General features: G+C 69.8%; 12 protein-coding genes. 7 read left to right on the plus strand and 5 right to left on the minus strand.

Translation table 11 applies throughout. The features are described from left to right. Together RJ03_RS28650 and RJ03_RS28655 are read left to right on the plus strand one after the other, a co-directional pair. On the plus strand, positions 1-1,263 hold a 1,263-nt coding region (locus tag RJ03_RS28650; RefSeq protein WP_051025360.1), incomplete at its 5' end, for an acyltransferase family protein. Next, positions 1,260-1,778, plus strand: a complete 519-nt coding sequence (locus RJ03_RS28655) for a hypothetical protein (RefSeq protein ID WP_036508301.1) — start codon at positions 1,260-1,262, stop codon at positions 1,776-1,778. The genes RJ03_RS28650 and RJ03_RS28655, both read left to right, overlap by 4 nt. On the opposite strand, the gene RJ03_RS28660 is transcribed toward RJ03_RS28655, so the two are convergent. From RJ03_RS28660 to RJ03_RS38545, 4 genes are all read right to left on the minus strand, one after another. Further along, a complete protein-coding gene (locus RJ03_RS28660; RefSeq protein ID WP_036508304.1) occupies positions 1,765-2,085 on the minus strand; it encodes an ArsR/SmtB family transcription factor in 321 nt (106 codons plus the stop codon). The genes RJ03_RS28655 and RJ03_RS28660 overlap by 14 nt on opposite strands. Positions 2,086-2,124: 39 nt before the next feature. Continuing rightward, the gene (locus RJ03_RS28665; RefSeq protein WP_036508307.1) at positions 2,125-2,775 is read right to left on the minus strand and encodes a nitroreductase family protein; all 651 of its coding nucleotides are present in this window, start codon (positions 2,773-2,775) and stop codon (positions 2,125-2,127) included. Further along, complete coding sequence (locus RJ03_RS28670; protein ID WP_051025361.1) at positions 2,775-4,007, minus strand: MFS transporter; 1,233 nt, start codon at positions 4,005-4,007, stop codon at positions 2,775-2,777. The genes RJ03_RS28665 and RJ03_RS28670 overlap by 1 nt, the downstream gene beginning before the upstream one ends. 180 nt (positions 4,008-4,187) lie before the next feature. Then, positions 4,188-4,511: an ArsR/SmtB family transcription factor gene (locus RJ03_RS38545; protein ID WP_232329432.1), complete on the minus strand. Its 324-nt coding sequence runs from the start codon at positions 4,509-4,511 to the stop codon at positions 4,188-4,190. A gap of 298 nt (positions 4,512-4,809) precedes the next feature. On the opposite strand from RJ03_RS38545, the gene RJ03_RS38870 reads away from it, so the two are divergent. Beyond that, complete coding sequence (locus RJ03_RS38870; RefSeq protein WP_051025362.1) at positions 4,810-12,996, plus strand: SDR family NAD(P)-dependent oxidoreductase; 8,187 nt, start codon at positions 4,810-4,812, stop codon at positions 12,994-12,996. A gap of 50 nt (positions 12,997-13,046) precedes the next feature. Here the strand turns inward: RJ03_RS38870 and RJ03_RS28685 are convergent, their stop codons facing one another. After that, complete coding sequence (locus tag RJ03_RS28685; RefSeq protein ID WP_036508313.1) at positions 13,047-14,285, minus strand: serine hydrolase domain-containing protein; 1,239 nt, start codon at positions 14,283-14,285, stop codon at positions 13,047-13,049. Positions 14,286-14,479: 194 nt separating this feature from the next. Between RJ03_RS28685 and RJ03_RS28690 the strand changes: the two genes are divergently transcribed. The 4 genes from RJ03_RS28690 to RJ03_RS28705 all read left to right on the plus strand — a co-directional run. Next, positions 14,480-15,466, plus strand: coding sequence for an LLM class F420-dependent oxidoreductase (locus RJ03_RS28690; protein WP_036508316.1), 987 nt, complete (start codon positions 14,480-14,482; stop codon positions 15,464-15,466). Positions 15,467-15,768: 302 nt separating this feature from the next. Beyond that, on the plus strand, positions 15,769-16,506 hold the full coding sequence (locus tag RJ03_RS28695; RefSeq protein ID WP_063000206.1) for a response regulator transcription factor: 738 nt from the start codon (positions 15,769-15,771) through the stop codon (positions 16,504-16,506). Positions 16,507-16,664: 158 nt separating this feature from the next. Continuing rightward, a complete protein-coding gene (locus RJ03_RS28700; protein WP_036508319.1) occupies positions 16,665-17,885 on the plus strand; it encodes a cytochrome P450 in 1,221 nt (406 codons plus the stop codon). Between the two features lie 2 nt (positions 17,886-17,887). Next, positions 17,888-18,458 (plus strand): MFS transporter (locus RJ03_RS28705; protein WP_167332024.1); only part of this gene is annotated, 571 nt, incomplete at its 3' end.

Here is an 18,458-nt window from a genome sequence, read left to right on the forward strand (position 1 = left end):
TTCGCCGATGCCGGCGCCGCCGACACCGCCTCGTTCCTGGTGAAACGGGCCGGGTGGGCCGGTGTCGGCTTCTTCTTCGTGCTCAGCGGTTTCGTGCTGGCGTGGTCGGCGCGTCCCGGCGACACCACGGTGGGCTTCTGGCGCCGCCGCGCGGTGAAGATCTACCCCAACCACGTGCTCACCTGGGCGATCGCGTTCGCGCTGCTGCTGTGGACGGGAAAGACGGTCACCGCGGGGGTGGCGATTCCCAATCTGCTGCTCGTGCACACCTGGCTGCCGATCGTGCAGAACTTCGCCAGTATGAACACCGTCGCGTGGTCGCTGTGCTGCGAGGCGTTCTTCTATCTGCTGTTTCCCTGGCTGCTGGCCGCGGTGAACCGGATCCGGGCCGAACGGCTCTGGGCGGCGACGATCGCGGTGGTCGCCGTCATCGTCGTGCTCCCGCTGATCGCGCGATTGCTGCCCGACCGGCCTCGGGTGCCGTTCGCGCCGGACGTACCGGTCTACCAGTTCTGGTTCGTCTACCTGTTCCCGCCCGTGCGCACCCTGGACTTCCTGCTCGGCATCCTGCTCGCGAAGCTGCTGCTGTCGGGCCGGCGCGCGCCGCTGTCCCTCGCTCCGGCGACCGGGCTGGCAGTGCTGGGATATGTGGGTCTGCTGTACGCGCCGTACCTGTTCGCGCTCGACGCGGTGACCATCGTGCCGATCGCGCTGCTGATCCTGGCGGGCGCACGGGCCGATGTGCGAGGCACCCCGTCGCCGTGGCGCGCGCGTTTCGTGGTGTGGCTGGGCGATATCTCGTTCGCGTTCTACATGATTCACGAATTGGTACTGCACTATCGGGTCCGGCTGTTCGGTATCCAGGCGGCCTGGTCCACCCCGGTCGCGCTCGCGGTCGTGCTGGGGCTGCTGGTGGTCGATGTCGTGCTCGCCTGGGGCCTGTACTCGGCGGTGGAATCGCCGATCGTGCGGCGGTGGAGTCGTCCGCGCCGGCGGGAGTCGTCGTTGCCGACCGTGCCGACCGCGACACTGGCCTCGCTCGCCGGGGTGGCGGCGGACACCGGAAGGTCGGCGGACGCATCCGGTGCCGGTGGTGGTGTGATCGATTCGCCTCCGGCGGTGATCGATTCGTCCGTCGCGGTGCTCGATTCGCCCGCGGGTGTGCCGGACTCACCCGCGGCGGTGCTCGACCCGCCTGCGGCTGTGCGGGATTCGCCTGCGGCTTTGCGGGATTCGCCTGCGGCGGACGGGGTGGAGCGATGAGGGCGCTGATCGTCTCTGCGGTGGTCCTCGGGTGGACGGTGGTGGTGCCCCTGTGCACCGCACCGTCCGCGCGCGCCGGCGACCTGGAAATCAGCTGCGCCGGAACCAGTACCGTCACCTACACGCCCGGTCTCACCTCCACCGCGCGGCCGACGACCATCGTCACCGACGCGACCCTGTCGTGTGCCTCGAGCGATCCGTCGATCACGGGCGGCACCACCCACGCCGGCGGCCGGGCGGAGATCGGCTGTGGCCCGGCGGCCGGAGTCGGCACCTCCCGCATCGATTGGAACAACGGAGGCCACAGCACGTTTCGCTTCCGTACGGTCTTCGCCGACCGACCGGCCGGGCAGACGGTGATCGTCGTGTCCGGCACGGTCGTCGACGGCGAATTCCTCGGTGATCAGGTGGACGGCGCCGGGGTCTACCTGACGCCCGATCTGGCCGGATGTGCCACCGCGACCGGTGTCACCAGCACGACCGGACCGCTGGTGCGGACGTTCAGGAAGCCGTGATGCTCTCGTGCACATTGCGCAGAATCGAGCTCAGCACTCCCGGGAAGCGAGTCTCGACCTCGTCGTAGCGCAGTTCGTTGCGGCGGTAGCTGCCCTCCTGGATGACGCGCAGCAGACCCGCCATCCGCAGCACCTTCAGATGATGCGACAGGGTGGACATGCTCACCGGGACATCGAATCCGCCGCAGGTGATCGCCTCGCGCTGCATCAATTTGCAGACGATGTCCAGGCGCACCGGATCGGCGAGGGCCTGCAGCAGAGTGGGCAGGGCGACCGAGTCGACGGAGGGATGTTCGAGCGCGCGCACTGTGCGAGTCTACCGGCGTCGCGGACGGCACGGCCGCGCTCACCAGGTGTCCCAGTGTGCGATGTTGTCCAGATCGGTGCGCGCCGCCGGGCGGAACGATGTGCCGATGGTGTACGCCACCGGAATCAGCGCGGTCTGCAGCACCGATTCGTACGGAATGCCCAGCAATTCGGCCGCCTCCCGCTCGTACTGCAGATGCGGCGTGGTCCACACGGTGCCCAGGCCGCGTTCCCGGGCGGCCAGCATGAAACTCCAGGTGGCCGGCAGGATCGAGCCGAAACTGTTGGCCTGGTCGACGGCCCCGGGACGGGTGCGCCGCACGATGTGCACGCACGGCACCAGCAGAACCGGCACCTGGTGCAGATACCGGAACAGATGATGCCCGCTGTCGTGGCCGCGCTGGATCTGGGCAGGGTCGTCGCGCCAGTCGATGCCGTCCTCGGGGACCACCTCGGTCGGCGCCATCAGTCCCTTGCGGTACAGATTCGCCAGTGCCGCACGCTTTTCCGGGTCGGTGACCACGACGAACGCCCAGCGTTGCCGATTGCGCCCGGTGGGTGCCTGGGTGGCCAGGTGCAGGCACTCCTCGAGCACCTCGCGTTCGACCGGCCGGGTCAGGTCGAGTCGTTTGCGTACCGCCCGGGTGGTGGTGAGCAGTTCGTCGGTCGTGAGATTCAGCCTGGTCACCATTACGCCGCCACCGCCTCGGCCACCGCGCGCTCACGCACGAGCAACACCACGATCGGGAAGACCAGCAGGCACGAGATGGCGCAGACGACGCCGAGCCAGACGAAGCTGTGCGTGCCCGACAACACCGCGACCGATGCCGAGGTGCCGATCGTCGAACCGGCGTACAGCGCGGAGGAATTCAAGCCCAGTGCGGTTCCGCGGGCGCTGGGACTGAGTTCGCTCACCAGCGTGGTGATCGAGGACGCTCCGATATTGAACGCCAGCACCCACAGCGCGGCGATGACGACCGGCGGAGCGAGGGCGCCGCTGAGACTCGAGAACGCGACCAGCGCGACCGCGACCGATACACCGGCCGCGGCGATCACCGCACGCTTGCCGTATCGGTCGGTGAGCCGCCCGCCGAGGAAGTTGCCCAGCACCCCGACCGCGCTGATGACCAGCAGTACCAGCCCGATCGCGGTCGTGGACAGATCGAAGGCGGTATGGAGGTAGACCCCGATATTCGCCCACATGCCCTGGTTGCCCGCGGTCCAGAAGAATGTCGACAGCAGCACGAAGATGACCGTCGGATTGCTGAACGCGGCCCGGAACTTGCCCACATAGGCGCGCAGCGGACTCACGTCGGCGTCGGCGGCCGCCGGCGGCAGCGGCGGCAGCGACAGCGGGACGGCCACCAGTGCGACCACCGCCAGGGCGGCGATCACCCAGAACGTGACCCGCCAGCTCAGGGCGTCGGCGGCGAAGGACCCCAGCGGGACGCCGATCAGCGAGGAGCCGGTGAGCGCGCCCATGATGATGCCGATCGCGCGGCCGCGGCGTTCCGGCGCGACGACGTCGGCGACGGCGGCGAAGATGCTCGGCACCATCATGGCGGCGCCGAGCCCCGCGACACCGCGAAAGACCAGCAGCACAGCGAAATTGGAGAACACACCGGTCAGGGCTGTGCCCAGGCTGAAGGCGACCAGGCCGGTGAGGATCACGTTGCGCCGGCCCCAGCGGTCGGAGACCGGGCCGAACAGGGGACCGGTCACCGCGTAGACCAGGGCGTAGGTGGTCACCAGCAGTCCGGCGGAGTCGATCGACGCGCCGGTGGAGCGGGTGATGGTGGGGGCGAGGGGCGCGACCACGAGTGCGTCGAGGCCGACGAGCGCCGCGCAGACGGAACCGACGATCAGCAGCCGGCGCGTGGCGCGATCCGGATCCTCGGTGACGGGTGGGGTCGGTGAAACCATGTGTGTACACCTACTTCGGGGGTTTGTAAGAGACTTCGAAAACAATCGAAATGTGATTCACATGGTGACACAGGCCCGTAGGAGCGTCAACGGTTACGAGAACGCGCGCCGGGACGACGACGGCAGATCCGGCGTCTCCGGACGGGTTGTCTTCCGCTGCCGCGGAACGGTTTTCGCCCTCTAGGCGCGAACAGGGCGCGGGGCGACCGCGACGACGGTCCGCAGCAGACCCGGGAACCGGGCGTCCAGATCGTCCGCGCGCAGCGAGACCATCCGCCGCGTACCGTCGACGCGGGTTACCGTGAGGCCCGCCTCACGCAGCACCTTCAGGTGGTGGGACAGGGTCGATTTCGACATCTCGACCGTCAACTCGCTGCACGACATCTCGTCGGTGCGGTCGGCCAGATCGCAGACGATGCGCAACCGTGCCGGATCGCTGAGCGCATGGAAGACCGCGGTCAATTCGATGTCCTCGCGCGCCGGCTGATTAACGACTCGAGCCACCACGACCGCCTTCCGCTCACCTCTGCTATTTCGATGATAGTCGAACGAGGTGGCGCCCCGGTCCGCGGCCCCGGAGGCCGGGCCGGACCCCGGACCGGTTCCGCGGCCGGCGATCCGTGCCTGCGGCCGAAGACGTGGACATCCCTGCTCGGACAGACTGAGCCGAGCCGCCCGAGGGTGCACAGACCGGCGCTGTCCAGTCGCCGGACTCCCGGGCCTCACCCGCGGCCCTGGCGACGATGCCGGCCGACGCTCGCACAGACCTCGCGGTCGTTCGCACAGCAACGGAAGTGGCCGAATGAGCATGGTTCCCCTACCCCCGTCCCGGACCGCCATCGCCGTGGTCGGACTGTCGTGCCGCCTACCGCAGGCGCCCGACCCCCAGGCCTTCTGGCAGTTGCTGCGCAGCGGCACCGACGCGATCACCGACACCCCGCCCGAGCGGTGGCGCTCCGCCGACGAATCGCTGCGGCGAGGTGGATTCCTCGACACCGTCACGGATTTCGATGCCGCGTTCTTCGGCATCTCCGCGCGCGAGGCGATCGAGACGGACCCGCAGCAGCGGTTGATGCTGGAATTGGCCTGGCAGGCATTCGAGGACGTCCTCGGCCGCCGGCCCGGTCGCACCGGAGTATTCGTGGGCGCGATGGCCGACGACTACCGCATCGTGCAGCAACGCCGCGGTGATGCGGCGATCGCACACCACACCGGTGCGGGCGCCAGTCGCGGCGTGATCGCGAATCGGATCTCCTACCTGCTCGGTCTGCGCGGTCCCAGCCTGACCGTCGACACCGGACAGTCCTCGTCGCTGGTCGCGGTTCATCTGGCGATGGAGAGCCTGCGTCGTGGCGAATCGACCACCGCGCTGGCGGGCGGGGTGCAGCTGAATCTGGTCGAGGACAGTGCGTTGCGGATGTCGCGGTTCGGCGGGCTGTCGCCGGACGGTCGCTGCTACACCTTCGACGCGCGGGCCAACGGTTTCGTCCGCGGCGAGGGCGGCGGCCTCGTGGTCCTCAAGACGGTGCCCCAGGCGCTCGCCGACGGGGATCGGATCTACGCGGTGCTGCGTGGCAGTGCGCTCGGAAACGACGGCGCGGGAAAGGATCTCACCACACCTACGGTCGACGGGCAGCGTGCCGTACTGCGCGAGGCGTACCGTGCGTCCGGAGTCGACCCGGGCGCGGTGGCCTACGTGGAACTGCACGGAACCGGGACGCGAGTGGGTGATCCGGTGGAGGCCGAGGCGCTGGGCGCCGAACTGGGTGCGCCGCGCCGCACCCCGCTGCTGGTCGGATCGGCGAAGACCAACATCGGGCATCTCGAAGGTGCGGCCGGAATCGCCGGCCTGCTGAAGGTGGTGCTGGCCGTACATCACGGTGAACTACCGCCGAGTCTGAACTTTCTGACCCCGAATCCCGCTGTGCGATGGAAGGATTGGCGACTCGAGGTGGTGACCGACCGACGCGCGTGGCCGGAAGGCGAACGCGTGGCGGGGGTTTCGGCCTTCGGTATGGGCGGCACGAATTGCCACGTGGTCGTCGCGGCCCCGGAGCAGGCCGAGGCGGATCGATCGGCGGGCGGCGGCACGCCCTCCGGTCCGGCTGTCGCCGCGGGGCCGGTGCCCTGGGTCTTCTCGGCCGTCTCGGACGCGGGCGTGCGGGCGCTGGCCGCGGATCTGCGGGCGGGCATACCCGATTCGGATGCCGCGCTGCGGGATATCGCGCGTACGCTCGCCGCCCGCTCCGGCCTGGCCGAACGCGCGGTCGTCTTCGCGCAGGGCGCCGACGAGCTTTCGTCTGGGCTGCAACAGATTTCGCAGAGCGAAACCCGGGTGGTCCTCGCGCGGGACGCATGGTCCGACGATCGCGACCTTCCTGTTCCGGCAGGGCCTTCGGTGACCTTCCGGGAGCTGACGGAGCTGTGGGCCTTCCCCACGGCCGCGGCCGAATCCGTCGCCTTCGTCTTCCCGGGGCAGGGCGGTCAATGGGCCGGTATGGGAGCGCGCCTGTGGGAGACCTCCGCGGTGTTCCGCGCCTGGGTGAGCGTGGCGGACGAGGTGATCGCGGCCGAGGCCGGATGGTCGGTGCGGGAGGTGCTGCTCGACGTGGACGGCGCACCGTCGCTGAACCGGGTCGACGTGGTACAGCCCGCCCTGTTCGTGACGATGGTCGGGATCGCGCTGGTATGGGCGTCCTGGGGGATCGCACCGGACGCGGTGGTGGGCCATTCCCAGGGCGAGGTGGCGGCGGCCTTCGTGGCGGGCGCGCTGACCCTCGGCGACGCCGTGCGCGTGGTCGCCGGCCGCTCGGCGCTGGTCGCGCGGCGGCTGAGCGGGGCCGGACGCATGGCCGTGGTGTGGGCGCCCGCGGATTCGGTGCGGGCCCGTCTGGTCGACCCGGTGTCGGTGGCCGCGATCAACGGCCCGGCCACGACGGTGCTGACCGGTGAGCCGGAGGCGTTGGCGGCGTTGGTGTCTCGTTACGACGACGACGGCGTGCGGGTGCGCTGGGTGGACGTCGACTATGCGTCGCACTCGCCCCAGGTCGAGCCCGTGCACGCGGAGCTGGTGGCCGAGCTGGCCGCGGTGCGGCCCCGCCGCGCGCAGGTGCCGTTCTATTCCTCGGTCACCGGTGCGCACCTGGACGCGGCCGGATTGGACGCCGAATACTGGTTCCGCAATCTGCGGGAGCCGGTGAATTTCGCCGGCGCTGTCGACGCCCTGGTCGCCGGTGGATTCCGGACCTTCGTCGAATGCTCACCGCATCCGAGTCTGGCCGGGGCGGTGGAGGATTCGGCGGGCCCGCAAGCGGTGGTGCTGAGTTCGCTGCGCCGCGACGACGGTGAGACGAACCGCCTGCTGGAGTCGCTGGCCCAGGCGTGGGTGGCCGGCGTCGACGTCGACTGGACCTCGGTCGTCGGACCGGGGCCGCGGCGGCGCGCACCGGGATACTCGTTCCGCCGCACTACCTTCTGGCCCGGTGTGGCGACCGCCGCGGAGTCCGGCCGCCCGGCCCCCGCCACGCGGTGGAATGCGCTGCCGCCGGCCCGTCGCCGCCGGGAACTGCTCGGCCTCATTCGTGCCGATGCGGCGGCGGTCGGTGCCGCGGACATCTCCGACACCGCGGTGAGTTTCACCGGCAGTGGATTCGATTCGGTGATGGCGATCGAACTGCGAAACCGGCTGTCGCTCGCGACCGGTTTGCCGCTGCCCGCGTCGGTCCTGTTCGACCACCCCAGTCCCGACCGGCTCGCCGACCATCTCGCGAATCTTCTGAACAGCTCTCCCGCCCAGGAGCTTTCGTCCCCTCATGCCGGCGACGGCGTCCAGGACAACGGCAGTGACGTGCCGGACGATCCGGAGGCGATCGCGATCGTGTCGATGGCCTGCCGTTATCCCGGCGGCGCGGACACCCCCGAGAAGCTCTGGGACCTGGTGGTCTCCGGGCGGGATGCGATCGGCCCGTTCCCGGCCGATCGGGGCTGGGATCTGGCCGGGCTGTTCGACGACGAGCCGGGCCGGGCCGGCAAATCGTCGGCGCGTGCGGGCGGATTCCTCTACGACGCACCGCAATTCGATGCCGAGCTGTTCGGAATCTCACCGCGCGAGGCGGCCGCGATGGACCCGCAGCAGCGCCTGCTGCTCGAGACCTCGTGGGAGCTGTTCGAACGCGCCGGGCTGAATGTGCACGCGCTGCGCGGCAGCGATACCGGCGTGTTCGTCGGCGCGATGGCGCCCGACTACGGGCCGCGCATGAGCGAGGCCGGCGAACGGGCGGCCGGATACGTCCTGACCGGCACCACCGGAGGCGTGGCCTCGGGCCGGATCTCCTACGTCCACGGCTTCACCGGGCCGACGCTGACGGTGGACACCGCGTGCTCGAGTTCGCTGGTCGCCCTGCATCTCGCGGCGGCCGCCCTGCGTCGTGGCGAATGCTCGCTCGCGGTGGCCGGCGGTGCGACGGTCATGTCCACACCGGGCATCTTCGTCGAATTCTCCCAGCAGCGCGGACTCTCACCGGACGGCCGCTGCCGTGCTTTCGGTGCGGGCGCCGACGGCACCGGTTGGGCCGAAGGCGTGGGAGTCCTGCTGCTGGAACGTTTGTCGGATGCTCGGCGCCACAGCCACCGCGTGCTGGCCGTGCTGCGCGGCAGTGCGGTCAACTCCGACGGGGCGTCCAACGGGTTGACCGCGCCGAACGGGCCCTCTCAGGAGCGAGTGATCCGCCGGGCCCTGGCCGATGCCGGGCTGACCACCGCGGATATCGACGTGGTGGAGGGACACGGCACCGGAACCGCGCTCGGTGATCCGATCGAGGCCCATGCGCTGCTGGCGACCTACGGCAGCGATCGGGCGGGCGGGTATCCGCTGCGGCTGGGCTCGCTGAAATCCAATATCGGGCACAGTCAGGCGGCCGCGGGCGTCGGCGGCGTGATCAAGATGGTGCAGGCGCTGCGGCACGGCGTGCTGCCGCGCACCCTGCACGCCGACCGGCCGTCACCGCTGATCGATTGGGCCGCGGGGCAGGTGGAACTGCTGACCGGCAACGAGCCCTGGCCGGAGACCGGCCGGCCGCGGCGCGCGGCGGTGTCCTCGTTCGGCATCGGCGGAACCAACGCGCACGTGGTGCTGGAACAGGCGCCGGTGGTCGCGGACTCCGCACCTGCGGCGCGCGGCGGGCCGGTGCCGTGGATTCTGTCGGCGGCCTCGTCCGACGGTTTGCGCGAACACGCCGCCGCGCTGGCTGATTTCGCCCGGCGGCCGGACGCGCCGGATCCGCGCGGGGTCGCCGCCGCGCTCGCCACCCGCGCCACCCTGGCCGAACGCGCCGTGGTGATCGGGCGTAGCCCGGAGGACTTCGCCGAAGCGCTGCACCGGATCGCCGATGCACCGACGCGGGTGGTCGCGGCTGCGCCGACACCGGCCGCGCACGAGCACGATCCGGTCCCGCTCGGCAATGCCGCGCTGACCTTCCCGGAATTGCTGGCGGCGTTCGGGTTTCGCTTCGAGCCGGTCGAGGGCGTCGCCGTGCTGTTCCCCGGCCAGGGCGGCCAGTGGGCGGGGATGGGAGCCGGGCTGTGGGAATCGTCGCCGGTCTTCCGCGCCTGGGTGTCGACCCTGGACGTGGTGGTGCGGGAGGCGGCCGGCTGGTCCGTCCGCGACGTGCTGCTCGACCGGGCCGGAGCCGAACCGCTCGACCGCGTCGACGTGGTGCAGGTCGCGCTGTTCGCGATGAGTGTCGGGGTGGCGCTGGTGTGGGCGTCGTGGGGGATCGGCGCGGAGGCGGTGGCCGGCCATTCCCAGGGTGAGGTCGCGGCGGCGTTCGTCGCGGGCGGTCTGTCCCTCGCAGACGCCGTGCACGTCGTCGTGACGCGGTCGCGGCTGATCGCACGGAAACTGAGCGGCTCCGGCGACATGGCCGTGGTGTGGGCCGCGCCGGAGCGGATCCGCCCGCGGCTCGTGGACGGCGTGGTCGTCGCCGCCGTCAACGGGCCCGAAGTCGTTGTGCTGTCGGGAGATTCGCAGCCCTTACGTCGGGTCGCCGACGATTTCGAGGCGGAGGGCGTTCGGGTGCGCTGGGTGGATGTAGACTACGCCTCCCATTCGCCCGCGGTGGAGGCGGTCCACGACGAACTGGTGGAGCGGCTCGTATCGTTGCGGCCGCGCGGTTCGGCGGTCGCGTTCTACTCGTCGGTGCGTGGTGGCCTGCTCGACAGCGCCGAATTGGATGCGGCCTACTGGTTCCGGAATCTGCGTGAACCCGTCGACTTCACCGGAGCGGTGGCGGCGCTGGCGGCCGACGGATTCCGCTTCTTCGTCGAATCCTCCCCACACCCCGGCCTGGTCGGTGCGGTGGAGGAGACGGTGGGCGCCGGCGGCGTCGTCGTCGGATCACTGCGGCGCGGAGAGGGCGGGCTGGACCGGCTACTTGCCGCGGCCGGCGACGGCTGGGTGCGCGGGTTGCCGGTCGACTGGCCGCGCGTCATCGGCGCCGCACCGGACGCCGATGCGCCGACGTACACCTTCCGGCGCCAACGCTATTGGCTGTCCGCCGAACCGCCTCGCGCGCGCACGGCCGACGACTGGCGTTACCGCATCGACTGGCGTGCGCTGCCGCCGGCCACGGCGCGCCCGGCCGGACGCTGGCTGCTCGTCGGCGCGCCGGCCCAGGTGCGGGACGCACTGTCGCGATCGAGACTCGAGGTCACCGACGACCGTGACTCCGGGCCGTTGCGCGGTGCGCTGTCGTTCCTCAGCGATATCGGCGAAACCCTGGAACTGCTGCGTGAGCTCCCCGAAGCCGTTCCGCTGTATGTGATCACGCGCGGGGCGGTCGGCGTGGCGGGGGAGCCGCTCGTCGAGCCGGCGCAGAGCGTGCTGTGGGGTCTCGGCTACAGCCTCGCGCTGGCGCGTCCGGACCGCTGGGGCGGGCTGATCGACCTGCCCGCGACACCGCTGGACGCGGACCTCCTCGCCACGCTCGAGAGTGCCCTGAGCACCGCGACCGAGAACCAGATGGCGGTGCGCCGGTCGGGTCTGTTCGCGCGGCGGTTGGTGCGCGCCCACGCGCGGACCGACCGCGCTCCGTGGCGTTCCCGGGGGTCGGCACTGGTCACCGGAGGCACCGGCGCGATCGGCGCCCGGGTGGCCCGGTGGCTGCTGCGAACCGGCACCGACCACGTGGTCCTGCTCAGCCGCAGCGGTCCCGCCGCGCCGGACGCGGCCGCACTGCGCGCGGAATTCGGATCGGCGGTCACCATCGTGGCCTGCGACATCACCGACCGCGCGGCGCTGGGCCGGGTGATCGGCGACATCGCCGATCTCCGCACGGTCGTTCATGCCGCGGGCGTCGTGGACGGCACGGCCGTGACCGAGGTGACGGCCGCCGACATCGCACACGTCATGGGGCCGAAAGCCGTTGCCGCACAGTATCTCCACGAACTGACCGGGGAGCTGGACGCCTTCGTCCTGTTCTCCTCGGGCGCGGCCGTCTGGGGGAGTGCGGATCAGGGCGTCTACGGCGCGGCCAATGCCTATCTCGACGCGCTCGCGGCACACCGGCGCGGACTCGGCCTGCCCGCCACCTCGATCGCCTGGGGTGCATGGGACGGTGGCGGCATGGCCGCCGAGCCGGGCGTGGCGCAGCGGTGGCGGCGGCAGGGAGTCCTGCCGATGGACCCCGACGCGGCACTCGACCATCTCGAACGCGCGCTGCGCGCGGAGGAGAGCGGGCTGCTCGTGGCCGATATCGACTGGGCGCGTTTGGCGCCGGTACTCACCGCCGCGCGACCGCTCCCGCTGCTGGCGGAGCTGCCTGAGGCACAACCGGCAGCCGAGCCCGCGGACGTCACGCCGGGCCGAAGTTTCGCCGAACGCCTGGCCGCCCTGCCCGAGGACGAGGCCGACCGCGCTCTGCTCGAACTGGTTCGCGCCGAGATCGCCGCGGTGCTCGGTTACGGCGCCCCGCGCGCCGACGACGACGATCGCAATCTGCTCGAGCTGGGTTTCGACTCCCTGACCACGGTCGAATTGCGCAATCGGCTCAATGCCGCGACGGGACTGTCGATCGCGGTGACCTTCCTGTTCGACCACGCCACCGCCAGCGAGCTGGCCAAGGCGCTCGGATCCGAACTCGCCCTCGCCGACGAGCCGCCGGTCGCCCCGGCCGACCCGGTCAGCATGCTGTTCCACCAGGCGTTCGAATCGGGCAAATTCGCGGAGGGTATGGCGCTGCTGCGCGATGCGGCGCGGCTGCGGCCGATGTTCGACAGCGCGGCGACGGTGCCGCACCCGGATCCGGTGACTCTCGCCGACGGCGACGGCGGCCCTCGGATGATCTGCTTCTCCGCGCTGGTGGCGATGACCGGGGCGCAGGTGTACACCCGTTTCGCCGACGAATTCCGTGGGCAGCGAAGGGTTTCGGCGCTACCCGCTCCCGGCTTCGTCAGCGGTGACAGCCTGCCCGCGACGATCGAGGCGGTCATCGATCTGCAGACGGAGATCGTCCGGCCGATCGCCGCCCGGGCGGAGGTGGTGCTGACCGGAACGTCGTCCGGCGGCTGGCTGGCGCACGCGGTGGCCGCGCGGCTCGAACGCGACGGGCTTCGCGTCGCCGGGGTGGTCCTGCTGGACACCTACCTGCCGGATGCGGATCTGTTGCGGCGTGCCCAGCATCGGGTGATCGGTGGCGTGCTGGATCGGCAGGCCGGATTCGGGCTGGCCGACGGTGTGCGGTTGTCGGCGATGGGTTGGTATATACCACTTTTCGCGCACTGGCGGCCGGAGCCGATCACGGCGCCGACGCTACTGGTGCGGGCGTCCGAGCCGCTGCGCGACCACACCGGCGCGGCGCTCGAGGATCTGGACTGGCGGTCGGCGTGGACGCTGCCGCATACGGTCGTGGATGTACCGGGCGACCATTTCACCATCCTCGAGGAGCATGCGGCCTCGACCGCGCGCGCGGTGCGCGAATGGCTGGACCGCTGACGCGCGAAGGGCGCCGGCCACGGCCGGCGCCCTTCGTGTCACCACGCCGATCACTCGATGACGGCGGCGTGCACCAGCTGGCGCAGCCGGGAGAACAGCGGCAGCGCCTTGGAGGGGAACAGCTGTGGAAAGGCCAGTGCCGTGATCCGGGTGACCGGATCGACGAAGAAGTAGGTGCTGGTCGCCGAATACCAGGAGAACTCACCGGGATTCGCGATCACCTTGCTCGCGGCCGGGTCGAGCACGGTCATGAAGCCGAACCCGAATCCGAGGCCGGCCATCGTGGTCAGCGCGGGCAGCACCGGCCGGCCGAAGCTTCCGAGGTCGGCGCCGCCGGGCAGCTGATTGGTGGTCATGTACCGCACCGTGGCCGGCGAGAGCACCCGGGCGCCGTTCCAGGTTCCGCCCGCCAGCAGCATCTGCAGGAAGGTGTGGAAGTCCGCGGCGGTGGTGAGCAAGCCGGCACTGCCGGACAGCCAGGTCGGGCGCTGGGTCGGGTCGCCGCCCATCGCGTCGTTGCGGACCGCCAGACCGGTCGCCGGATCGGCCATGTAGATCGCGGCCAGCCGCTGGGTCTCCTCCGGCTCGATCCAGAATTTGGTGTCGTGCAGTCCGAGCGGCTGCGTGATGCGTTCGGCGACCACGGTATCGAGCGACTTGCCCGAGACCACCTCGATCAGCCGGCCGAGCACGTCGGTGCTCACGCCGTAGTTCCACGCGGTACCCGGTTCGAACAGCAGCGGCAGCGAAGCCCAGGTGTCCACGGCGGTCGCCAGGTCGATTCCGGGCGGCGCACTCCACTCGAAGCCGCGTTGGACGTAGAGCTCGTCCACGGGATGGGAATGATGGAAGCCGTAGGTGAATCCGGCGGTGTGGGTGAGCAGATGCCAGATCCGGATGGGTTCGCGCGCGGGCCGCGACTCCAGGTTCGCGCCGCCGCCGCGGGTGTACACGCGCACATCGCGCAGCGACGGAATGTAGTCGGCGACCGGATCATTGAGCCCGAAGGCCCCGTCCTCGTACAGTGCCAGCGCCGCGACGGAGGTGAACGGTTTGGTCAGCGACCAGGAGCGGAACAAGGAGTCGGCTTCCATCGCGAGGCCGGCCTCGCGGTCGCGGTGCCCGCCGGTGCCGATATGGGCGATCTTGCCGTCGCGGGCGATGATGCCGACCCAGCCGGGCATCCGGCCCGCTTCCACCAGGCCGTCGAGGTAGTCGTCGAACCGCCGCAGCCGGTCCGGGTCCAATCCGGCCTCGGCCGCGTCGATTTCGATCTTTATCTCACTCATGATGTGGCCCCTGCCTGTTTCCGGAGTGCGGAGAAGAGAATTTTCGGCGAGATTCTTGCCAGCCGACACCGTGAATAGTAGCTTTAGTTCGATAGATGTACAACTATCGAACTATGTTGTGCCGGTGGTGAATTCGCGCCGGTGAATCCCCCGCCCGAGCCGTCGTCGACGCAGATGAAGTGGAGTTGGTTGTCATGTCCCGCTACGGGATCACCCTGCCCTTGCCGTTCGTCCCACTCCCACGCCATCGCGAAATACTGGGCGAGCTGGCCGATCTCGGTTACACCGACGCGTGGACCGGAGAGTACGCCGGGGTGGATGCCTTCACGCCGCTGGTGCTCGCCGCGGCCTGGGGCTCGCCGTCGCTGCGGCTGGGCACCGCCGTCGTGCCGGTGTACACCCGCGGGCCCGCGGTGATCGCCCAGACCGGCGCCGCGCTGGCCGAACTCGCCCCCGGCAGGGTCGTGCTGGGTATCGGATCCTCCGGGGCGCAGCTGGTCACGGGGATGAACGGGATCGCGATGGACGAGCCCTATCGACGCGTGCGCGATACGCTGCGGTTCCTGCGCCACGCCTACGAACACGGCCGGGTGGCGGGGCGATTCGACACCTTCACCATCGAGGATTTCGAACTCGGGCGACCGGCGCAGATTCCGCCGCAGCTCATGGTCGGCGCGCTGCGGACCGGCATGTTGCGGCTCGGATTCCGGGAGGGCGCCGGCGCCATCACCAATTTCCTCACCGCCGAGGATATTTCGACGGTGATTCGCGGCCTCGGGGCCGATCGTGACCGCGGGGAGCTGGTCGCCCGCATTTTCGTCTGCCCGACCGAGGATCTCGACTATGCGCGCGAGTCGGGCCGGCGAATGCTGACCCATCTGTTCACCCGGCCGACCTACGGCGCCTTCCACGAGTGGCTGGGGCGCGGCGATCAGGTCGAGCAGGTCCGCAAACATGTTGCGGCGGGCGATCTTCGGCGCGCGGGGGAGGCGATCTCCGACGACGTGGTGGACGGTGTCCTGGTGCACGGCAGCCCGGAACACTGCCGGGAGCAGATTCACCGCTACGTCGAGGCCGGGGTCGACACTCCGGTGCTGATGATCCAGTCGACGCCGGAGTTGTTCGCCGGCGGGCCGGAGGCGGTTCTGCAGGTCGTGCGCGACCTGGCGCCGCGGCAGTGAGTGGCGTGCCGTCGGGTACTTCCACAAGTGACGAACAATTGATTCTACGTGCGGTTTCCCGCCGCTGCGGATTTGTCAAGTATTTCGCCGGTTACTGTTCGAATCCGGTTTTTCCGGTTCGCGAATTGTTTGCGCCCGAATTTCACTCCGCGTGAATCCAGCTCGCATTGCCGCAATGGTCTCCAGGTGTTAGCGTTATTTGTCGGGTTTGTTCCCGAGTTGTGATAGGAGCATCCCGATACCTCTCGTCACCTGCCGGGCCTGCAACTGTATTCATGGCCCATGAAAATTTGGGGGCCTCGATGACCGTGACCGAACTACCGAATACGGCCAGAGAATTCGGCGACGCCCATGGGCGCGATTCGGGTCGTGCCCGGGTTCTTGTGGTGTGCGGCGAGCAGATCATGCGCAGCGGACTGATCTCCGTACTGCGCGGAATGCCGGATGTCGGCTGGGTCGGACCGGCGGTCAACAGCGAAGCGGCACTGAAGATGGTCGCCGCCGACAAGGCGGATGTGGTGGTGCTCGATCACTGCCCCTCGCCGCGCTGGGACGGACCCGGCCTGACACAGCGCCTGACCGCGGTGCGCCCCGGCGGCGAGGTCGGGGTCGTCGTGGTGTCCGAGGGCACCGACAGCGAACTGCTGCTGCGGTATCTGCAGGCGGGTGCGCGGGGGCTGGTTTCGCGGCGCTCGAGTGCGGTCGACCTGGTCAGCGCGGTGGATGCGGTGGTGCGCGGCCAGGCCATGTTGTCGCCGTCAATCACCCGCCTGGTCCTCGACGCCACCGCTCCCTACCTCCCCGCGGTAGCGCACAAACCGGTTACCGCCCTCGACAGCCTGACCCAGCGCGAGCACGAGATCCTGATCCTGGTCGCCGACGGGCTGTCCAACAGCGAGATCGCCCAGGTGCTGCACGTCAGCTACAAGACGGTGAAGTTCCACGTCTCCAACATCCTGCGCAAACTGTCCGTGCGCACCCGGGCGCAGGCGATCGTGTACCTGCGGCCGACGGTGACCATCGCCTCGCGCGCCGGCTGAGTCTCCCGGCGGGGCCGATCTCTTGTGCTCGTCGAAGATCGGCTGTTATCTTGGTATTCGAAAGTTCGCCAAGTGTCGAACTTGAATCTCTTCATTCATCATTCGAGGCAGCTTCCCATTCGTCGTCGCATTTTCCGATCCAGGAGGGGGAATCCCCAATGTCGAATTCCATCGACGAGACGCTCGACTACTATCCGTTTCCGCTGGGACCGCTCGGCGAACCACCGGAGCGATTCTCGGAACTGCGCGCCCAGTGCCCGGTCACCAAGGTGCGGTTACCCAGCGGCGACACCGCGTGGGCGGTTACCGGTTACGACGAGGTGGTCGCCGCGATGTCCGATTCCCGGCTGTCGCGCGCCGCCCTGCGGGAACCGGGCGCGCCGCGGGTGATCAACGGTCCCGACTTCGCCGACAACCCCTTCAATCTGCTCAGTCAGGACGGTGCCGACCACCGGCGCCTGCGGCGGCTGATCTCGCCCGCGTTCACGCCCAAACGCGCCGAGCAGATCCGCCCGCGCATCCAGGAGATCGCCGACGAACTGGTCGACGCGCTCGAGGCGGGGCCGCGCCCGGCCGACCTGCACCACGACTTCGCTGCCCTGCTGCCCATCTGGGTGATCACCGATCTGCTGGGCGCCTCGCGGGAACGGCGCGCCGACATCCAGCGCTGGACCGACCATCTGGTCAGCATCACCGCGCACACCGCCGACGAAAGACTCACCGCCCGTGAGGAATCCGCCGCCTACGTCGTCTCCCTGCTCGCGCAGCGGCGAGAGGCGCTCGGTGAGGACCTGCTCTCGGATCTGATCACCGCCCGCGACGACGGCGACCGCCTCTCCGAACAGGAACTGGTCTGGCTGACGATCAATCTGCTCGTCGCCGGGCACGACACCACGGTCAGTGCGCTCAGCCGCGCCGCGTTCATGGTGTTGCGGCACCCGGACCAGTGGCGACTGCTGGTCGATCAGGTCGGCGACCGCCAGGTCGTCCGGCACGCCGTGGAGGAACTGCTGCGCTACGCCCCGCCGTCGGAAATCGGTTTCATCCGGGTCGCCACCGAGGAACTCGAAATCGGTGACGTGGTCGTGCGCCAGGGCGAAGGCGTCATCCCGATCATGCACGCCGCCGGTCGCGACACCCGCCACGTCGCCGATCCCGACCGCCTCGACCTCACCCGCGAGGACGTCAAACACGTCGCCTTCGGCCACGGCAGTCACTTCTGCCCAGGCGCCGGGCTCGCACGGCTGGAACTCGAGATCGGGCTGGCGACACTCGCGCGGCGGCTGCCGAATCTGCACCTGGCGGTCGACCCGGAGAACATCGACTGGTCCAGTGGCCTGCTCACGCTGCGGCCCAACACCTTTCCAGTGGAGTGGTGAGCGTGACCGAACCTCGTTCCTCCGCCGTGTCCGAGCGGCGCTGGCTCACCGTGCTGGCGATCTGCGGATGTTTCGTCGGCCTGGACGCGCTGGTCGTCTCGCCGCTGGCGCCGCAGATCACCCACTCGGTCCACGTCTCGCCCCGGCTCGGCGGTCTGCTCGTCACCGCCTACGCGCTGGCCTACATGATCGCCGCGCCGATCTTCGGTCCGCTCTCGGACCGCTGGGGACGCAAGCGACTGATGACCGCGGGACTCACCGTCTTCGCCGTCGGTACGGTACTGACCGGATTCTCCTCCGGCTTCGCGGCGATCATCGTGTTCCGCGCGATCTCCGGACTCGGCGCCGCGATCCTGGTGCCGGCCATCCTCGCCTTCGTCTCCGGTGCGGTGGCGGCCGAACGCCGGGGCGCCGCGATCGGGGTGATCGTGGGCGCGATGATGGGCGCCTCGGTGCTCGGGGTGCCCGCGGGTGCCTTCCTGGCCGGAATCGTGTCCTGGGAGTGGACATTCTGGGGCATCGGCATCGCCGCGGCGCTGTTGCTCGTGCCGCTGACCAGATTCGTCCCCCACC

This window comes from Nocardia aobensis NBRC 100429, from assembly GCF_000308375.1.
GTDB lineage: Bacteria > Actinomycetota > Actinomycetes > Mycobacteriales > Mycobacteriaceae > Nocardia > Nocardia aobensis.

What these genes read in the sequence shown, in the direction of transcription:
- RJ03_RS28655 (WP_036508301.1), top strand. Translation starts at nt 1,260, where the DNA reads ATGAGGGCGCTGATCGTCTCTGCGGTGGTCCTCGGGTGGACGGTGGTG.
- RJ03_RS28665 (WP_036508307.1), bottom strand. Translation starts at nt 2,775, where the DNA reads ATGGTGACCAGGCTGAATCTCACGACCGACGAACTGCTCACCACCACC.
- RJ03_RS28670 (WP_051025361.1), bottom strand. Translation starts at nt 4,007, where the DNA reads ATGGTTTCACCGACCCCACCCGTCACCGAGGATCCGGATCGCGCCACG.
- RJ03_RS38870 (WP_051025362.1), top strand. Translation starts at nt 4,810, where the DNA reads ATGAGCATGGTTCCCCTACCCCCGTCCCGGACCGCCATCGCCGTGGTC.
- RJ03_RS28685 (WP_036508313.1), bottom strand. Translation starts at nt 14,285, where the DNA reads ATGAGTGAGATAAAGATCGAAATCGACGCGGCCGAGGCCGGATTGGAC.
- RJ03_RS28690 (WP_036508316.1), top strand. Translation starts at nt 14,480, where the DNA reads ATGTCCCGCTACGGGATCACCCTGCCCTTGCCGTTCGTCCCACTCCCA.
- RJ03_RS28695 (WP_063000206.1), top strand. Translation starts at nt 15,769, where the DNA reads ATGACCGTGACCGAACTACCGAATACGGCCAGAGAATTCGGCGACGCC.
- RJ03_RS28700 (WP_036508319.1), top strand. Translation starts at nt 16,665, where the DNA reads ATGTCGAATTCCATCGACGAGACGCTCGACTACTATCCGTTTCCGCTG.